Below are 17,217 nucleotides of genomic sequence, written 5' to 3' on the forward strand. Positions count from 1 at the left end.
CCGGGTAGTCAAACGCAAGGTCATCAAATGGGCCGCCAAACGCGCGCACCATGCCCAGCATCCGCAACCCACCCAAAATCCTCAAGTACACATCCTAATTATTAACTGAACGGTATTGCACCTAAAGGCGGTGGCGCCGTTGGGCACCTCCTCGGCGAACAGGGTGAGGTAGTGCGGGCAGGTCTCGACGGTGAGGTCCAGCCCGTCACGCTTGGCCGTGGCGATCATGGACAGCGCATCCGAGGAGGACAGGTGCAGGATGTGGGAGCGGGCACCGGTCCAGCGGGTGCGCTCGATGACCTCCGCGATCGCCAGGTTCTCCGCGCCGCGCGGGCGGGAGGCCAGGAAGTTCGCGCACACGTCCCCCTCGGGGTGTGGCGCGCGGTCGATGGCCCGGGAGTCCTCGGCATGCACGATCAGCAGGGAGTCGAACGTCTTGATCTCGGCGAGGTCCTCCTCCATCTCGTCGGCCTCCAGGTGGGGGAACTCGTCCACGCCGGAGTGCAGGAGGAAGCACTTGAAGCCGAACACGCCGTCGTCGTGCAGCTCGCGCAGGTGGGGTTGTTGCCGGGGATCGCCCCGCCCCAGAAGCCGACGTCGACGAACACGTTGCCCTGGGCGAAGAGCCGCTTGTACTCGAGGGCAGGCACGTGGGTGTCCACGAGGCCGGGGAGCAGGGTCTTGTCGTAGGCCAGCTCCACGACCTCGCGGCCGCCCAGGCTGGCCCCAGGGGTTCGATGGCCACGATTTTCCCGTTCCGGATCCCCACCTCGCGCGCGACCACCCCGGCAGTGGTGAGGATGCTCCGGCCCCGGATCACCAGGTCGAACTCGCGGTGGTCTCCGGGGAAGGCGCCCTGGCCGTCCGCCCCCATGCGGGGGGAGCCGACGGCATCGGCCGGGAGCCCGTGCTCCCGCTTGTACTCGGCGATCAGGCGCAGGATCCGCTCGGGGTCGTTCACGTTCTCGCTGACCTGGGAGCGGGTCAGTCGAGCAGTACGATCGCGGTGGGGGCGTCCACCCCGCGCTCGGCCAGCTCCTCGAACTCCACCACATTGTCGATCTCCGTGCCCATGGAGATGTTGGTGATCTTCTCCAGGATGACCTCCACCACCACCGGGACCTTGAACTCGGCCATCAGGGCACGGGACTTGTCGAACGACTCCTGCAGCTTCTCCGGGTCCATCACCCGCAGCGCCTTGCAGCCCAGGCCCTCGGCCACCTTGACGTGGTCCACGCCGTAGCCGCTTACGTTCGCAGAGAGATCAGTGGAGTTGATGTTCTCGAACGCCAGGGAGACGTTCTGCTCCATCTTGAACCCGCGCTGGGACTGGCGGATCAGTCCCAGGTAGGAGTTGTTCACGACCACGTGGATGTATGGCAGCTGGAACTGGGCGCCCACGGCCAGCTCCTCGATCATGAACTGGAAGTCGTAGTCCCCCGACAGTGCCACCACGGTCTGTCCGGGCTTGCCGCGCACCACCCCGAGCGCGGCCGGGCCGGTCCAGCCCAGCGGGCCGGCCTGGCCGGCATTGATCCACTGGCGGGGACCGAACACGTGCAGGAACTGCCCCCCGGCGATCTGGGACAGCCCGATGGTGGACACGTAGGTGGTGTCCTTGCCGAAGGCCGAATTCATCTCCTCGTACACGCGCTGCGGCTTCATCGGCACGTTCTCGAAGTGCGTCTTGCGCTGCAGCGAGCCCTTGCGGCGGGCGCAGTCCTGCACCCACGCGGAGCGGTCGGGTACGGCGGAACGCGCCTTGCGCTCGCGGGCCACCTCGAGCAGCATGTCCAGCGCGGCGCCGGCGTCGGAAGTGATGCCCAGGTCCGGGGAAAACACGCGGCCGATCTGGGTCGGTTCGATGTCCACGTGCACGAACTTCCGGCCCTTGGTGTACGTATCCAGGCCGCCGGTGTGGCGGTTGGCCCAGCGGTTGCCGATACCGATCACGAAGTCGGAGGCCAGCATGGTCTCGTTGCCGTAGCGGTGTGAGGTCTGCAGCCCCGCCATGCCGGCCATCAGCGGGTGGTCGTCCGGGATCGCACCCCAGCCCATCAGCGTCGGGATCACCGGGACGTCGAGCAACTCGGCCAGTTCCACCAGCTTGTCCGAGGCGTTGGCGTTGATGATGCCGCCGCCGGCGACAATGAGCGGACGCTCGGCGGTGAACATCATGTCGAGGGCCTTTTCGGCCTGCCTGCGCGTGGCGCGCGGCTTTTCGACCGGCAGCGGCTCGTAGGCGTCGATGTCGAACTCGATCTCGGCCATCTGCACATCGAAGGGCAGGTCCAGCAGCACCGGTCCGGGGCGCCCGGAGCGCATCAGCTGGAAGGCCTTCTGGAACGCTCCGGGCACCTGGCCCGGTTCCAGGATGGTCATCGCCATCTTGGACACCGGCGCGGCGATCGAGGAGATGTCCACGGACTGGAAGTCTTCCTTGTGCAGCTTGGCCACCGGCGCCTGGCCGGTGATGCACAGGATCGGGATGGAGTCCGCCGAGGCGGAGTACAGGCCCGTGATCATGTCCGTGCCGGCCGGACCGGAGGTGCCGACGCACACGCCGATGTTGCCCGGGGCCGAGCGGGTGTAGCCCTCCGCCATATGGGAGGCGCCCTCCACGTGGCGGGCGAGGGTATGCCGGATACCCCCGTGGGCACGCATCGCCGCGTAGAAGGGATTGATGGCGGCGCCGGGCAGGCCGAAGGCCTCGGTGGCGCCCTCCTTCTCGAGGATGGCGACGATGGCGTCGACCGTGCGCATTCTTGCCATGGTGAACTCCTTGTGAGCAGGACCCCGGAGCGGGTCCGGAGGTGCAGGGGATGTGGCACTACCGGCCGGAGCGGCCGGAGAGCTCCTCGACGAGCTTGAACAGCCCGGAGTGGTCCAGGCCGCCGTCGCCGCGGCCGACGGCGGCGCCCACGAGCTGGGCCACGACGGCGCCGAGCGGGATGGTGACCCCGGCCTCGCGGGCCGCGGCGGTCACGATGCCCATGTCCTTGTGGTGCAGCTGGAGCCGGAAGCCGGGGTCGAAGTTGCGCTCGAGCATCTTCTGGCCCTTCTGGTCCAGGACCTTGGAGCCGGCCAGCCCGCCACCGAGCACCTTCAGCGCGGCATCGGTGTCCACGCCATAGGCCTCGAGGAAGACGATCGCCTCGGCCAGGGCCTGGATATTCACGGCAACAATGAGCTGATTGGCGGCCTTGACGGTCTGCCCCGACCCGGACGGGCCCACATGCACGATCGTCTTCCCCACGGCCTCAAGCACCGGGCGGGCGGCTTCGAAGTCCGCTGCTTCACCGCCGACCATAATGGAGAGCACGCCGTCGATCGCGCCCTGCTCGCCGCCGGAGACGGGGGCGTCGAGGGGGCGGAGGCCCTTCTCGGCGGCCTGCTTCGACAGCCGGGCGGCGACGTCGGGGCGGATGGAACTGGCGTCGATCCACAGGGCCCCGGGCTTGGCGTGCTCGAACACGCCGTCCGGACCGGTGACGGCACCTTCGACGTCGGGGGAGTCGGGGACCATCGTGATGACGACGTCGGCGCTCTTCACCGAGTCCGCAACGCTCGAGGCGCCCTTGCCGCCGGCCTCCTCGAGCTGGTCGATCTTGTCCCGGGAGCGGTTGTAGCCGACGACGTCGTGGCCGGCCTTGATCAGGTTCCTGGCCATGGGCAGGCCCATGATGCCGAGTCCGATGACGGTGACGTTGGTCATTGTGCTGTCCTCACTGGTGGGGTCCGGGCGGTGAGTGCGACGGGCGGGTGGTGTGCAGGGGTTGGTCGGATGAAGGTGGCTCAGGGGTGAGCCCACGCGGAGACCCAGGCGAAGGGGTCCTCCTGTGAGGCCTTGTACTCCAGGCCCACGTAGCCGGAGTAGCCGAGCTCCCGGCTGCGGCCGATCCACTGCTGCAGCGGCAGCTCCCCGGTGCCAGGCTCATTGCGCCCCGGGGCGTCGGCGATCTGGATGTGGCCGAAGTCCGCAGCGTGGTTGTCGATGACGGCGGCGACGTCGTCGCCGTTGACCGCCAGGTGGTAGAAGTCGGCCAGCAGCTTGACGTTGTCCGCGCCATTCTGCCGGACCCGGGCGATGACGTCCAGGGCGTCCTGGGCCGTCTTCAGCGGGTAGGCCGGGGCTCCGGAGACCGGCTCCAGGAGCACGGTGCCGCCAATGCGTTGGACGGCCTGGCCGGCGCGGACGAGGTTCTGCACGCCCAGCTCGTCCTGGGCCTCGGCGGACTCGCCGTCCTGGCGGTTGCCGTAAAGCGCGTTGAAGGCCTTGCACCCGGTGCGCAGCCCGATCCCCGCGACGACATCGAGGTTGTCCACGAACTCCTGGGAACGGGCCGGCCACGACACCAGTCCGCGGTCCCCGCCGGGCATGTTGCCGGCGTTGAAGTTCAGGCCGCTCAGCTGCACGCCCGCGTCCTCGACGGCATTCACGAAGGCGTCGACGTCCTTTTCCGCGGGCACGGAGGTGTCGAAGGGCCACCAGAACTCGACGGCGTCGAAGCCGGCGGCCTTCGCGGCGGCGGGTCGCTCGAGGAGGGGCAGCTCAGTGAGAAGGATGGAGCAGTTCACGGTGTAGGACACGTTGGCCTCCTAGATTTCGTAATATGGCATCGGTCAGGAGACGGGGTGGCTGGCGGGCGGGGAGCCGCCGCGTCCGGGCAGCTTCATCTGCCGGTTGACGTCCTTGTAGAGCAGGTAGCGGAACTTCCCGGGTCCGCCCGCATAGCAGGCCTGGGGGCAGAACGCCCGCAGCCACATGAAGTCGCCGGCCTCCACCTCGACCCAGTCCTGGTTGAGCCGGTAGACGGCCTTGCCCTCGAGCACGTAGAGCCCGTGCTCCATGACGTGGGTCTCGGCAAACGGGATCACGGCGCCGGGCTCGAAGGTGACGATCGTGACGTGCATGTCGTGCCGTACGTCGTCGGGATCGACGAAGCGGGTGGTCGCCCACTTGCCGTCGGTGCCGGGCATGGCCGTCGGCTCCACGTGCTGCTCGTTGGTGACGAACGGCTCGGGGACCTCGACGCCCTGCACGTACTCATAGGCCTTGCGGATCCAGTGGAAGCGGGCGGGCTCGTCGCCATGGTTGCGCACGGTCCACTGGCACTCCGGTGGGAGGAAGGCGTAGCCGCCGGGCGCGAGCTCGTGCTCCTCGTCCTTGACGGTCAGGGTGAGGGCCCCCTCCATGAGGAACAGGACGCCTTCGACGCCCGACTCGGTCTCGGGGCGGTCGCTGCCGCCGCCGGGGCCGACTTCCATGATGTACTGCGAGAACGTCTCCGCGAAGCCCGAGAGGGGCCGGGCGAGCACCCACAGCCGGGTGTCGTCCCAGAACGGCAGCCGGCTGGTCACGATGTCCCGCATGGTCCCGCGCGGGATCACCGCGTAGGCCTCTGTGAACATCGCCCGGTCTGTCAGCAGGTCCGTCTGCGGCGGGTGGCCGCCGCGGGGTGCGTGGTAGGTGCGATCGGTCATGTCAGGCGTCTCCGGGAATCGAGGGGCGGGGGGGTGGGCGCGGCCTTGGGGTGGGCGAGGGCGAACAGGTCCTGCTCGCCGGAGCCCGCCGCGTCCTCCAGCTCGGCCGGGGTCGCGGCGGCGCAGGGGACGCCGCGGTGGACGAAGCGGGCCAGGACCCGGGCCGTGGTGGACCCGTCGGACAGCCGCACCCCGGTGCCGGCCACGGCCTCGACGGTCCTGATGCTGGTCATGGGGGGGTGCCTCCTGGGGCTGGTAGCGGGTGGCCGGCGGGTGCGGCGCTCAGACGGTCACCGGGAGCCGGCGTCCGCCGTGACGCCGGTGGCCTCGGCGGTCGACCGGACGGCCGCCGCGACGGCGGGGGGCCACGGCCGGGTCGAACACGCTCGGGACGATGTAGCTCGCGTTGAGCTGATCGTCGGCCACGCAACCGGCGATGGCCCGTCGCGGCCACCAGCATCTCGGTGGTGATGTCGGTGGCACCGGCGTCGAGCAGGCCCCGGAAGAGCCCGGGGAAGGCGAGGACGTTGTTGATCTGGTTCGGGAAGTCCGAGCGGCCGGTGGCGACCACTTCGGCGTGCTTGGCGGCGACGGTCGGGTCCACCTCGGGATCAGGATTGGCCACGGCGAAGACGATGCTCCGGTCCGCCATGGAAGCGATGTCGTCCTCGTCCAGCAGGTTCGGCGCGGAGACGCCGACGAAGACGTCGGCGCCCGCCATGGCCTCCTTCAGCGAGCCCGAGAAGCCGCTCTCGTTGGTGTTCTCGGCGATCCACTGCCGGTGGGAGTCCCCGTAGGTCTCCCCGCGGTGGATGGCGCCCTTGCGGGAGCACGCCACGATGTCCCCGGCGCCCTGGGCCTTGAGCAGCTGGACGATGGCGTGCCCGGCCGCCCCCACGCCCGAGACGACGATCCGGACGTCCTCGAGGCGCTTGTCCACCACGCGCAGGGCGTTGAACAGGGCGGCGAGCGCCACTATGGCCGTGCCGTGCTGGTCGTCGTGGAAGACCGGGATGTCGAGCTCCTCGCGCAGGCGGGCCTCGATCTCGAAGCAGCGCGGGGCGGCGATGTCCCCGAGGTTGATCCCGCCGTAGACGGGGGCCATGGCCTTGACGATGCGCACAATCTCGTCGGTGTCCTTGGTGTCCAGGCACACGGGCCAGGCGTCGACGCCGCCGAAGGCCTTGAACAGGGCGGCCTTGCCCTCCGTGACGGGCAGGGCCGCCGCCGGTCCGATGTCCCCGAGGCCGAGCACCGCGGTGCCATCGGTGACCACGGCGACGGTGTTGCGCTTGATGGTCAGACGCCGGGCGTCGTCGGGGTTCTCGGCGATGGCCATGCACACGCGGGCGAGACCGGGGGTGTAGGCCCGGGAGAGGTCGTCACGGTTGCGCAACGACACCCTGGGCGTGACCTCGATCTTGCCGCCGAGGTGGATGAGGAAGGTGCGGTCGCTGACCTGGCGCACGTGGACGCCGTCGAGCGCCTCCCGGACCTCGTCGCGGTGGGAGGCGTCGGAGACGTTGCAGCTGACGTCGACGACGACGTGGTCGGAGTGCGACTCGACGATGTCGAGAGCGGTGACAGCGGCGCCGGCCGCCGCGGCGGCCGACACGATCTCGCTCGTGGCGGTGAAGCTGGACGGTGCCTGCACCCGCAGGATCATCGAGTAACCGGGACTGGGCGCTGCCATGGTTCCTCCGAGGGGAGTGAGGCGGCCATTTCAATCGTATTGCGGAACGAAACTCTCTCGTGCAACGGAGCTTATGGGAGGGTAGAGGGGTTTGCAAGGGGGTTGACGGTGACAGACCTCATGCGGTGTGCAATCGGTGGAGCGGGTGGTCGAGCTCCTCGAGATGATCACTGCGGCGGGCGGCGAGATGTCGCCGAGCGAGCTCTCCGCGGTGGTGAACCGGCCGCTGCCCACGATCCACCGGCTCCTGCGGACCCTGGTGCCCTCGGGCCGGAATAGATGACGTCATCCTCGCGGGCGTAGTTTATGAGCGCCGGTTACCTTCCGAAGCGTCGACGCCCGCAACCGTGACGCGCCGGCGAGCTGCCGTTGACAACGGTGCCGTCCGCCCAGCCCACCACCACCGTCAGACCGGCTTCGAGGGCCAGCCGGTCGGCGAGGTCCCGTACTCGCGGCGGAAAGCGCGGGTGAAGGTGGAGGAGTTCCTATCGCCGTTAGGTCGGTAGCAGCGATGGCGTGAATTGCGTTCGACGAATGGGCTGCATGGTGCGATGCTGGCGAGGCGGTCGACCTCCTGATGGTCTGCGACCGCGGGCACACTGCCCCGCAGTGTCACCTGATCCGGGCATGCAGGGATGGAAGACGGAAGTTGTCGCTTGGGTGCTGCTACTCGGCGGACGGTCGTTGCCGTTGCCGTTTCGTTGCTGACCGCTGTTCCTTTGCGGCGAGGCGCCCCCGGTTCGACCCCCGGGTGGGCTTAGTCGGACGGCGTTGGACAGCACCGGGGGCAAGACCTGCAGTGATGAGTTCGGCGAGTTTGCCCAAGGCGATCTCGCGATTGCGGAGCTGGGAGCGCTGCTCGGAGGCGGTCACGGTGATCACTCCGGTGATGAGACGACGTCCGAGGCGCATGGCCAGTATCGTCCGCTGTCCATCGGAGAGCGCCGCCGAGCCGGCAATGTTCCAGGAGAGCTCGACGCGACTGTCCGAGGTGTTCACGTGCTGCCCGCCTGGACCGGACGAACGCGAGAACCGCCAGCGGAGTTCCGACGCGGGAATCGTGAGCGCGGGCGACACCTCCAGATCCATGCAACAAGCATTGCGCGATGTGACCACTGGGTGCGGCTTGCTGAGGAGCTGCAGGTGGCATAAACGCACGGATACCCGGACAACCGATCCAGAGTCTTAGGCACGGGTATGGACTTCAGCCGAAAACTGAACCGCCGGGTAAGGGACTGCCCTGATTTTGTTGGCTCGGTGACCTGCCCCAGGGATTGGTTACCCGTTGAAGAATGAAATTCAGGCTGTTTGGGGTGGGTTCTTGGAGTGTAGCTCGTGCTCGATCGGGGTGCGATGGTCCAGGCCGGAATGGCGGCGTTGGCGGTTGTAGAAATTCTCTAGGGGCCAACTTCACACCGCATTCTTGGCAGCTGGGTCTGAGCCAAGGCACCATGAACGGGTTGGCGTTCAGGCCAATGGTGAGCAATTCAGGTCCTACCTATAGACATGCCTACGGTGGGCCACCCGGACGACGGTGACCACGAGCAGGTCGTCTACGACGTCGTACAGCACGCGGTAGTCACCGATGCGGATCCGCCAGGCATTGTCTTCGCCCACGAGCTTCTTGCAGCCGGCCGGGCGCGGATCCCGTTCGAGGTCGGCAATCCCGGCCAGGATGCGGCGGCGGATCCCTGCATCCAGCTTCCGGATTTCCGTGGCGGCCTCTGTGGTGAATTCGACGCGGTAGGAACTCACCCGTCAAGCTCGGCGCGCAGCTCATCCAGGCTGACGCGGCCACCATCGTCCTCGGCCTTGGCGGCGCGGTATTCGGTCACGTCCCGCATCATTTCGAGCTGCTCCAGCAGCTCAAAGTCCTCAGGGCCGATCAACACGGCGGCGGGCTTGCCGTTCTTGGTGATCTGCACCCGCTCGTGCCCGTAGCTGGCCCGTCCCACGGCGTCGGCCAAGCCGTCGCGGAGGGCACGGATTGTAACGGAGGAGGTGATCGTGTTCATGGATCCATCGTAGCAATTGTGTACACAATGGCAATAGATAATGAAGTGTCCAAAGTGCCGATGATGTACCTTGGACAACCTGAGTCCGTCATGTTCGCATCCGATGCAAATGCGCCGGTGCCTGTGTGAGGAGGCGCTCGAATCAGTGTTTTCTCGGAGAGTCCGTGGCTAGGCAGAGGCGATGGCTTCCTTGAGAGCCCCCAGCACCAGGGTCACTGACGCGGCATTTGCGTTGGGGCCCATCATTCCGATCCGCCAGACGCTGGAAGCATAGCTGCCCGCCCCGGAGCCAATCTCGATGCTGAAATGCTCCAGAAGATAGCGGCGTACGGCCGCTGAGTCGACACCGTCCGGGACCTTGACGGTGGTAAGGCTGGGCAGCCGGTGGCCCTCGGCCGCGAACAGCTCAAGACCCATCTCCTGGAGCCCCGCCTGCAACGCAGCCCCTGCCGCGCGGTGGCGCGCCTGGACCGCATCCAGTCCCTCGGCCAGGATCCTGTGCAAACCCGCCTCGAGACCGGCGATCATGGTGACCGGCGCCGTGTGATGGTAGGTCCGACCGCTGCCGCTGACGGCCCCGACGTAACCCCCGAGCAGGCCGATGTCCAAGTACCAGGAGCGGGGATTCCCAATCCTTCGCTCGAAGGCCCTACCCGACACTGTGAAGGGCGATAACCCCGGCGGCACGCCGAGGCATTTCTGAGTGCCGGCGTAGCCGACGTCGATTCCCCAGTCGTCCGCAAGGAGTTCCAGCCCGCCGATGGACGTCACGGCGTCTACAATCAGCAGCGCATCTCCCTTGTTCTGCCCGAGCGATGCGACGTCGGACAATACTCCAGTTGAGGTTTCGGCGTGGACGGCCGCAATCACCTTCGGCCGCGGGTGGGCCGTCAAAACGCGTTCGGCGTCGATGGGCGTGCCCCAGTCGTGGTCCACACGAACCACGGTCGCGCCGCAGCGGCGGGCCACCTCACACATGCGCTCACCGAAGAGGCCGTTGACGGCGATTACTGCCACATCGCCGTCGGCCACTGTGTTCACGAAAGCCGCTTCCATGCCGCCGGAACCGGTGGCGCTCAGTGGCAGCGTGCAGGCATTGTTAGTCCCCCAGACCGTGCGGAGGCCCTCGCAGGTGTTGTCGAGCCGTTCGATGAAGACCGGATCCAGGTGCCCAATCACGGGATGTGCCAACGCGGCGGTCACTTCCGGGTAGCAGTTGCTCGGTCCCGGACCGAACAGGAACCGTGAGGTCAAAATGTCTGGCATTGGAACTCCTTCATTGCGGCTGACCTGCCGGCTCCCGGCTCAACCCACTACCCGAATAGGGGTCGATGAAATTTCCACGCAGGATCTTGATGATGTCATTCTCGTCCCACCCCGCGCCATCAGCTCACGCGTGGTGTTGGGAAACCGTCGTAGCCGGTGTGAATACGCCCAGGCGCGCAGGCTGTACTCTGCCTCACCGGCTCTCGGCACCGCCGCGGCCGGAGCTTCCCTTTTATGGGCCTCTTCGGGGGCCATTTTGTTGGTCGAGGCTGAAGTCCAAGGCCCATGCCTCGGCCTCGGGTGCGTCGTCGATGCTCTGCTACGGCCGATCCATATCCCACAGATGAATCGCGGTTGACGCCGGGAGAATCAACATTGTCGGTGCCGCTTGCGACCATGGGAAGTGACAAATTAGCGGCCGGTGCACGAAGGGGTTGGCAAGGATCGTGATCGATTTCATGAAGTCCTGGATGGAACTGGGGAAGGAGTGGCGCTCCAAAGCCGACGCCCCCTATCGGATGGCAGCCTCGGTACTGGCGGTGCTGACCATTGCGGCTATCGCCACGGACAAGACTCCGGCAGCGATTCTGCCGATGCTGTTTGCCGCAACCGGGTGGCGGAGTGGGTCCGAATGGTTGATCACGTCGATGCCACCGTTCCTTGAGTTCCGTGATCAGGGACTCTCGCACGCAGCCGTGTATGCGTTCTTCATCGCCATCGGAATCCTCTGGGTGCTGCCGTTGATCCGAAACCGCATTGATGGCGTCGACACTTTCTATGATTCGGCCGGGTTGGTGTGGAGCCGGGCTGCAGCATCGTGCTGGCTCATCCTTCTGTTCGCGGCGCAGACCGGGAACGTCCGAGTCGTCTTGGAGAGGATCCTCTCTAATGCCGGTCCCACGATGGCGGGCGTTCTGGCCTGGGCGCTGGGCGCTGTCGCCGTGGTTTGGCTGTTCGGCTTGCGGTTCCCTTTTCTCGCCTCACTCGGATCGCTGCTCGCGCAAGTGTTTACCGCTGGCTTCAATGCCGGCGCCAACGTCGGCCTTGCCGTACTCGCCGTGCCCGTCTCTGTGCCATGGACGGTGTGCTCATGGCTGTTCACTACCACATCTCAGGCTTTCATCGAAGCCGAGGAAAAATCCGCAAGGATCCGGGCGGAGAACTCTCCGGTGGCCAGCGGCGCTATCCCAATCGACAGGGAGACGGCCCCGAATTTTGGCCATCGCTAACAGATATTGAGGAGCTGCCGTGAACGACAAGCGCGAAAGACATCGCTTCGACTGTCGCTGATTGGGAACGACTACGACTCGAAGGATCCAGCCACCAATGGCTGAGGGCCCCATAGCTCCTGGCTGTGGGACCCTCAGTAATCCGTAACAGGGAGCCTGCCCCTGTCTTCCTGAAGCACTGCATATTTTTGAGGTCGTGCTTCGTAACGCCATCGATGAAAAATTGTGTCTTTGGAACGCCACCCAGACAAACCCGGTGACAGGGCAGCTCCACTCCTCGGACTGGGTTCTGGATCCGTCGGTGTTGATAGAGCGGATCCTGGGGAGAGACATTCCCGATGCCAGGTCACGGGCGGGAGATCAACCCGTTTGCGACCCAAGGACCAGCGGGTGCGGTTGCACGAGGATCTTCTTGCGGCCATGTCGCTTGGCACGTGGCGATTCATGTTGCCAGGCCGTAAGGATGCTGGGAAGCAGCTGCTGTGGGATGAGGCTCGTCATGCGGCCTTTCCGAATTTGAAGCGACCGGTGCATGAGCTGGAGCGTGCGGTGGAGGGCGTGTACCGCCTGCGCAACCGCGTTGCGCATCTGGCCACTCATCAACAGCCGAATCGAATCCCAACTTGTCAACATGCGAACCGTCATAGGCGCGATAGACCAAGACATGCAGTCATGGTTTGCCTCCGTCGAGAAGATAGGCCAGACGCTGAAAGAGCGACCCGTGGTCACCCGTCGGCCCTGACGCCTTCCCCTCAATCGACCCCGTGGGCACAATGTGCACACCCTGGGGCAAGACCCTTCAGCAGCATGACCGTCAGCACGTGCCTTCGGCCCCGTTGCGGCGGCCCCCCGGTTCCGGTTTGGATCCGGGAACTTGGTTCATATCGATTTTCTGCGGCCTTTGCGGGTCTCGAGCCATTGGTGGGGGAGCGGGCACGGAGGAAGACATTCACAGAAAGCCGTGCCTCTCGCCGGGGGTGCAGCGCAGGGTTTAAGTAACATCGGCCCCGGTTGGTGCTTTTTGGGCATCAACCGGGGCCGTTTCGGGGGATGGTTCCTTGCCCGGGTTTCGTGGGGGTCAGGGCAGGGCCGCGACGGCATCGATCTCGACGAGGAAGTCTCCCAGGAACGAGCCCACGGTGGTGCGTGCAGGGAAGGGCGCCTCGATGAACTGCGCGTAGATGCTGTTGAATCCGGCAAAGTCCCGGCCCGGGTGGTGCAGGTGCACCGTGGCCTTGACGACATGGGAGAAGTCCAGGCCGTGCCCGGCCAGGACGGCGGACAAATTCTTCATCGCCTGCAGGCTCTGTTCTTCAATGGTGGTGCCGACGGCGTGGCCGGTGGCAGGGTCATGGGGCGTCTGGCCTGCGGTGTAGAGGAAGCCGTTGGCGGCGATGGCCTGGGAATACGGGCCGGCCGGGCTGGGTGCGAGGTCGGTGCTGATTTGCTCTCGGGGCATGGTGTTCCTTTCAGGGTGCCGGCCCGATGGCCGGCAGGGTCGTGCTGGTGGTGGTTTAGAGGACCTTGGACAGAAAGGCCTGGGTGCGTTCGTGGTGCGGGGAGCCCAGGACCTCGGCGGGGGGCCCGCTTTCGACGACGACGCCCTGGTCCATGAAGACGACCTGGTCGCTGACCTGGCGGGCGAAGCCGAGTTCGTGGGTGACCACGACCATGGTCATCCCTGCCTCGGCCAGGGACTTCATGACGTCGAGCACCTCGCCGACGAGCTCCGGATCGAGCGCCGATGTTGGTTCATCGAAGAGCATGAGCTTGGGTTTCATGGCCAGTGCCCGCGCAATCGCGATCCGCTGTTGCTGCCCGCCGGAGAGCTCCTGGGGGTATGAGTGTCCCCGGTTGCCGAGCCCGACGCGGTCCAGCAGGGTCTGTGCTTCGGCGGTGACTTCGCTCCGTGGCCGGCCAAGCACATGGACGGGCGCTTCCACGATGTTCTCCAGCACGGTCATGTGCGGGAACAGGTTGAAGCGTTGGAAGACCATTCCTGCGGTCAGCCGTGAGCGGGCCGTCTGCCGCTCTTTCATTTCGTAGAGCCGTCCGTTGCGCTCGGCGTAGCCGACGAGCTGTTCGTCCACGTACAGGCGCCCGGCGTCGACCTTTTCCAGGTGGTTGATGCACCGCAGGAAGGTCGTCTTTCCGGAACCGGACGGGCCGATCAGGCAGGTCACCGAGCCGCGTTCGACCCTCAGATCAATGCCCTTGAGGATTTCCGTCGAGCCGAAGCTCTTGCGTACGCCCCGGGCTTCCACCATGGCGGTGTTCATCGTATTGTCCTTGTCTTTGACCGGCGGGTCCGTCGCGGCGCTGCGTCGAAGCCGCGGCCATAGCGCCGTTCAAGTTTGGTTTGGAAGAAGCTCAGGATGGTTGTCATCAGCAGGTACCAGAGGCTGGCGACGATGAGCAGCGGGATCGTCTGGTAGTTGTTGGCGTAGATGATCTGGGCCGAGTACAGCAGGTCCGAGATCGCCAGCACGCTGACCAGGGCCGTGCCCTTGAGCATGGAAATGACCTGGTTGCCGGTGGGCGGAAGGACCACACGCATCGCCTGGGGGAGGATGACCCGACGCATGAGCTGGCTGCCGTTCATCCCCAGGGCCCGGGCGGCGTCGTACTGGCCCTTGTCCACCGATCCGATGCCGCCGCGGATGATCTCGGCCATGTAGGCGGCCTCGTTCAGGGACAGCCCGAGCAACGCGGCGCCAAGGGGGGTGATGAGCACGTTGGCCGATCCCAGGACCAGGGAGGGTCCGCCGAAGGGAAGGCCGAAGGCGATCACCGGATAGAGGGCTGCGATGTTGTACCAGAAGATCAGCTGCACGAGCAGGGGTGTGCCGCGGAAGAACCAGATGTAGCCCCTGCTGATGGTGCTCACGATCGGGTTGGCCGAGAGCCGCATGATCGCCAGGACCGTGCCCAGGGCGATGCCGACGCTCATGGACACCACGGTCAGGAGGATGGTCAGCCCGGCCCCGGTGGTGATCTGCGGGGCGAAGAGATAGGAGGCGACGACGTCCCAGTGGTACCGCTTATTCACCGCCACGTCCCAGGCGGCGCTGAGTGCGACCAGAATGAGAACGACGGCGATCGCCAGCCGGAGCGGGTGCTTGAGCGGCACCACCGGGATGGAATCGCCCGGCGCCGCCGGCGTGATCTGGCCGGCGTCAGGGATGATGTGTTGTTGCTGCATCGTTGTCATCTCCTATTGGGCGAAATTGACGCGGGCGTCGCTGATGGCGCTGGACTCAAGCCCGTATTTCCCGAGCACCTTGAGATACGAGTCGCTCTTGATGACACCGGAGAGCGCGGCGGAGACGGATTTGACCAGGCCGGAGTCCTTGGGCATGCCGACGCCGACCGGCGTGAAGTCGTATTTTGCGGCGATCTCGATCTGGGAGTTCTGCGTGGCAGCGAAGTTCAGAATGGGTGAGTCCGCCAGTACGGCGTCCAGCCGTCCGCTGGTCAGGGCGGAGATTGCCTGCCGCGTGTCCTGGAACTCGCTTCGCTGGATCGTGTCCTTGCCGGCCGCGGTGCAGTCCTTGTCGTAGTCGGGGACGTTGACCGTGAGCTGGTAGGACCCGGTCAGGAGGCCGACCTTCCTGCCGCACAGTGCGTGTTGATCAGTGATCCCCTGCGGGTTCCCCTTGGCCACCGCAATGGAATTGCCCATTTGCATGTAGTCAACGAAATCCAGGACCTCCATGCGCTTCTCCGTCGGGGTCATCGAGGAGACGGTCATGTCGTACCGGCCGGCGGCAATCCCGGGGATGATGGAATCGAAATTGGCGACCTGGATCTCCACCTTTACGCCCAGGGCCTGGCCGAGGAGGCGTGCGATGTCCGGGTTGGTCCCCGTCATGTCCTGGGTTCCTTCACGGTAGAACTGTGTCGGTGGCTCGTTGGTGGGGATGGCAATGCGCAGGACCTTTGTTGATTTGATCGGTTCCGGGAGCAACTGTGCGGCGGCATCGTTGACAGCAAGGGCAGGGACCCCGGTGCCGGACCCGGCCGGGTCTCCCGACGGCGTTGACGGTGAGGTTGCGGTGCCCGGCGCGCAGGCGGTGGCCGCCAGCAGGAGTGCCGCCGTGGCCATGACGGCCGGGATGCCGCGTTGGATGTGCTTTCCGGGAGCGGTTGCCGTGGGGGATTTCATCAGGGGGTCCTCAGATCGGAGTAGGCCAGCTGGGCCTGGGGGAAATCAGCGTGAAGGGTGCGGGTGAAGGCGTCGCTGCGGTGCCGGATCAGGTCACGGCCTTCGTCGCGCAGCTCCTGGATCGTGGAGACGCCGAGCAGCATCATGGTGCGCGTCATTTCCGCGGCCAGCAGCTTCAGCACATGGGCAACGCCTGCCTGGCTGGCGGCTGCCAGTCCGTAGAGGTAGGGGCGGCCGATGGAGCAGGCATCGGCGCCGAGGGCGAGGGCTTTGACGACGTCGGAGCCGCGGCGGATGCCGCCGTCGACGATGATTTCAACCCGGCCGGCCGTCCTGTCGACGATTTCGGGAAGCACGTCCAGGGGCGAAGCCATGTGGTCCAGCTGCCTGCCGCCGTGGTTGCTGACCTGGATGGCGCCGATGCCGAGCTCGGCTGCCATGACGGCGTCCCTGGGGTTGACGACGCCTTTGAGGATGATGGGACCGTTCCAGCGCGCCCTCAGATCCCGGATGTCGTCCCAGTCCGTCGGCTCGTACTGCCCGGCCAGCAGTGTCCGCCACATGTCGGGGGTGCTGGACAGCGGGCCCTCAGGAATTTCCGCGTCCAGGTTCGGGAAGGCGATCGCATCGTTGGCCAGGAATCCAAGAGCCCACCGGGGGTGCAGTGCCCCTTCGATGACGGTCTTGGGCTTGATGGATGGCGGCGCGGTGAATCCGTTGCGGTAGTCGCGTTCCCGGTGGCCAATGGCCCGGCAGTCGACGTTGAGCAGAAGCGCCTCGTAGCCGGCGTTCGAGACCCGGTCCAGGACAGCCTGAAGGAGGCCTTTGTCCGCCGTGGGCTCGAGGTTGAACCACCGCCGAAGCCCGGGGGCAGCGGCGCTGACATGCTCCATGGGTGTCGTGCTCAGATGTGCCAGTCCGTAGGGAATGCCGGCCTCGAGGGCCGCACGGGCGACGGCGGTCTCGCCGTCGGGGTGGAACAACCTGGTGCCACCGGTGGGGGACAAGGTCAGGGGCATCGCAACCGGGCCGCCCAGGAGCGTTGAGCTGAGGTCCAGGTGCTCCACCGATCCCCACTTCGGGAGGAAGGCCCAGTCATCAAAGGACGACTGGTTGCGACGCAGGGAAACCTCGTCCTCGCCGCCGCCCTCGATGTAGTCGAATACGCTCCCGGGAAGGCGTTTCGCGGCCATTTTCCTCATGTCCTCAACGCTGTAGCAACGCCGCGACAGCCGCTCCGACACTGAGCGGGCCGGGCCTTGAACCGTCGCCAGTGACTTGATGTCTTTGATTCTCATTTCGCGTCCTCTATTTCCTGCGTGGAACCTCGATCAACTTCGTCCCTCAATCGTGACGAGGATCTCA

15 protein-coding genes and 3 pseudogenes are annotated in these 17,217 nt (G+C 66.0%); 2 read left to right on the top strand and 16 right to left on the bottom strand.

The window, feature by feature from the left end; genetic code table 11:
* Window positions 1–117: 117 nt before the first annotated feature.
* The 7 genes and pseudogenes from J9611_RS07875 to J9611_RS07905 form a co-directional block, all read right to left on the bottom strand.
* Window positions 118–874 (bottom strand): annotated as a pseudogene (locus tag J9611_RS07875) (amidohydrolase family protein); the annotation flags it as partial.
* Between the two features lie 110 nt (window positions 875–984).
* The gene (gene gcl, locus J9611_RS07880) at window positions 985–2,772 is read right to left on the bottom strand and encodes a glyoxylate carboligase (protein ID WP_211879133.1); all 1,788 of its coding nucleotides are present in this window, start codon (window positions 2,770–2,772) and stop codon (window positions 985–987) included.
* A 58-nt stretch (window positions 2,773–2,830) separates the two neighbouring features.
* A complete protein-coding gene (locus J9611_RS07885; protein ID WP_307857045.1) occupies window positions 2,831–3,904 on the bottom strand; it encodes a 2-hydroxy-3-oxopropionate reductase in 1,074 nt (357 codons plus the stop codon).
* Complete coding sequence (locus tag J9611_RS07890) at window positions 3,796–4,590, bottom strand: hydroxypyruvate isomerase family protein (RefSeq protein WP_211879137.1); 795 nt, start codon at window positions 4,588–4,590, stop codon at window positions 3,796–3,798. The genes J9611_RS07885 and J9611_RS07890 overlap by 109 nt, the downstream gene beginning before the upstream one ends.
* Before the next feature lie 33 nt (window positions 4,591–4,623).
* Entirely contained in the window at window positions 4,624–5,484 is an 861-nt protein-coding gene (locus J9611_RS07895; protein WP_211879139.1) for a bifunctional allantoicase/(S)-ureidoglycine aminohydrolase, read from the bottom strand.
* On the bottom strand, window positions 5,481–5,717 hold the full coding sequence (locus J9611_RS07900; protein WP_211879141.1) for a hypothetical protein: 237 nt from the start codon (window positions 5,715–5,717) through the stop codon (window positions 5,481–5,483). Before J9611_RS07900 ends, J9611_RS07895 begins: the two co-directional genes overlap by 4 nt.
* A gap of 57 nt (window positions 5,718–5,774) precedes the next feature.
* A pseudogene (locus J9611_RS07905) lies at window positions 5,775–7,177 on the bottom strand (NAD(P)-dependent malic enzyme).
* 136 nt (window positions 7,178–7,313) lie between these two features.
* On the opposite strand from J9611_RS07905, the pseudogene J9611_RS07910 reads away from it, so the two are divergent.
* A pseudogene (locus tag J9611_RS07910) lies at window positions 7,314–7,448 on the top strand (helix-turn-helix domain-containing protein); the annotation flags it as partial.
* A gap of 395 nt (window positions 7,449–7,843) precedes the next feature.
* Here J9611_RS07910 and arfB read toward each other — a convergent pair.
* The 4 genes from arfB to J9611_RS07930 form a co-directional block, all read right to left on the bottom strand.
* Window positions 7,844–8,266 carry an alternative ribosome rescue aminoacyl-tRNA hydrolase ArfB gene (gene arfB, locus J9611_RS07915; protein WP_211879143.1) on the bottom strand — a complete coding sequence of 141 codons (423 nt, stop codon included), beginning with the start codon at window positions 8,264–8,266 and terminating at the stop codon, window positions 7,844–7,846.
* A 405-nt stretch (window positions 8,267–8,671) separates the two neighbouring features.
* Window positions 8,672–8,932: a type II toxin-antitoxin system RelE family toxin gene (locus J9611_RS07920; RefSeq protein ID WP_211879145.1), complete on the bottom strand. Its 261-nt coding sequence runs from the start codon at window positions 8,930–8,932 to the stop codon at window positions 8,672–8,674.
* The gene (locus J9611_RS07925) at window positions 8,929–9,192 is read right to left on the bottom strand and encodes a type II toxin-antitoxin system Phd/YefM family antitoxin (RefSeq protein WP_211879146.1); all 264 of its coding nucleotides are present in this window, start codon (window positions 9,190–9,192) and stop codon (window positions 8,929–8,931) included. Before J9611_RS07925 ends, J9611_RS07920 begins: the two co-directional genes overlap by 4 nt.
* 168 nt (window positions 9,193–9,360) lie before the next feature.
* Window positions 9,361–10,458: a pyridoxal-phosphate-dependent aminotransferase family protein gene (locus tag J9611_RS07930; RefSeq protein ID WP_211879148.1), complete on the bottom strand. Its 1,098-nt coding sequence runs from the start codon at window positions 10,456–10,458 to the stop codon at window positions 9,361–9,363.
* 446 nt (window positions 10,459–10,904) lie between these two features.
* On the opposite strand from J9611_RS07930, the gene J9611_RS07935 reads away from it, so the two are divergent.
* Window positions 10,905–11,687, top strand: a complete 783-nt coding sequence (locus J9611_RS07935; RefSeq protein ID WP_211879150.1) for a hypothetical protein — start codon at window positions 10,905–10,907, stop codon at window positions 11,685–11,687.
* Between the two features lie 1,078 nt (window positions 11,688–12,765).
* On the opposite strand, the gene J9611_RS07940 is transcribed toward J9611_RS07935, so the two are convergent.
* From J9611_RS07940 to J9611_RS07960, 5 genes are read right to left on the bottom strand one after another with little or no spacing between them, the layout of a single operon-like run.
* Window positions 12,766–13,146, bottom strand: coding sequence for a RidA family protein (locus tag J9611_RS07940; RefSeq protein ID WP_211879152.1), 381 nt, complete (start codon window positions 13,144–13,146; stop codon window positions 12,766–12,768).
* A gap of 55 nt (window positions 13,147–13,201) precedes the next feature.
* On the bottom strand, window positions 13,202–13,966 hold the full coding sequence (locus J9611_RS07945) for an amino acid ABC transporter ATP-binding protein (protein ID WP_281414544.1): 765 nt from the start codon (window positions 13,964–13,966) through the stop codon (window positions 13,202–13,204).
* Window positions 13,963–14,889, bottom strand: a complete 927-nt coding sequence (locus J9611_RS07950) for an amino acid ABC transporter permease (protein ID WP_246527530.1) — start codon at window positions 14,887–14,889, stop codon at window positions 13,963–13,965. Before J9611_RS07950 ends, J9611_RS07945 begins: the two co-directional genes overlap by 4 nt.
* A gap of 12 nt (window positions 14,890–14,901) precedes the next feature.
* The gene (locus tag J9611_RS07955; RefSeq protein ID WP_211879156.1) at window positions 14,902–15,852 is read right to left on the bottom strand and encodes an ABC transporter substrate-binding protein; all 951 of its coding nucleotides are present in this window, start codon (window positions 15,850–15,852) and stop codon (window positions 14,902–14,904) included.
* Entirely contained in the window at window positions 15,852–17,150 is a 1,299-nt protein-coding gene (locus J9611_RS07960) for an alpha-hydroxy acid oxidase (protein WP_211879158.1), read from the bottom strand. Before J9611_RS07960 ends, J9611_RS07955 begins: the two co-directional genes overlap by 1 nt.
* Between the last annotated feature and the right edge of the window lie 67 nt (window positions 17,151–17,217).

The organism is Pseudarthrobacter albicanus (assembly GCF_018224015.1).
GTDB classification, from domain to species: Bacteria; Actinomycetota; Actinomycetes; order Actinomycetales; family Micrococcaceae; genus Arthrobacter; species Arthrobacter albicanus.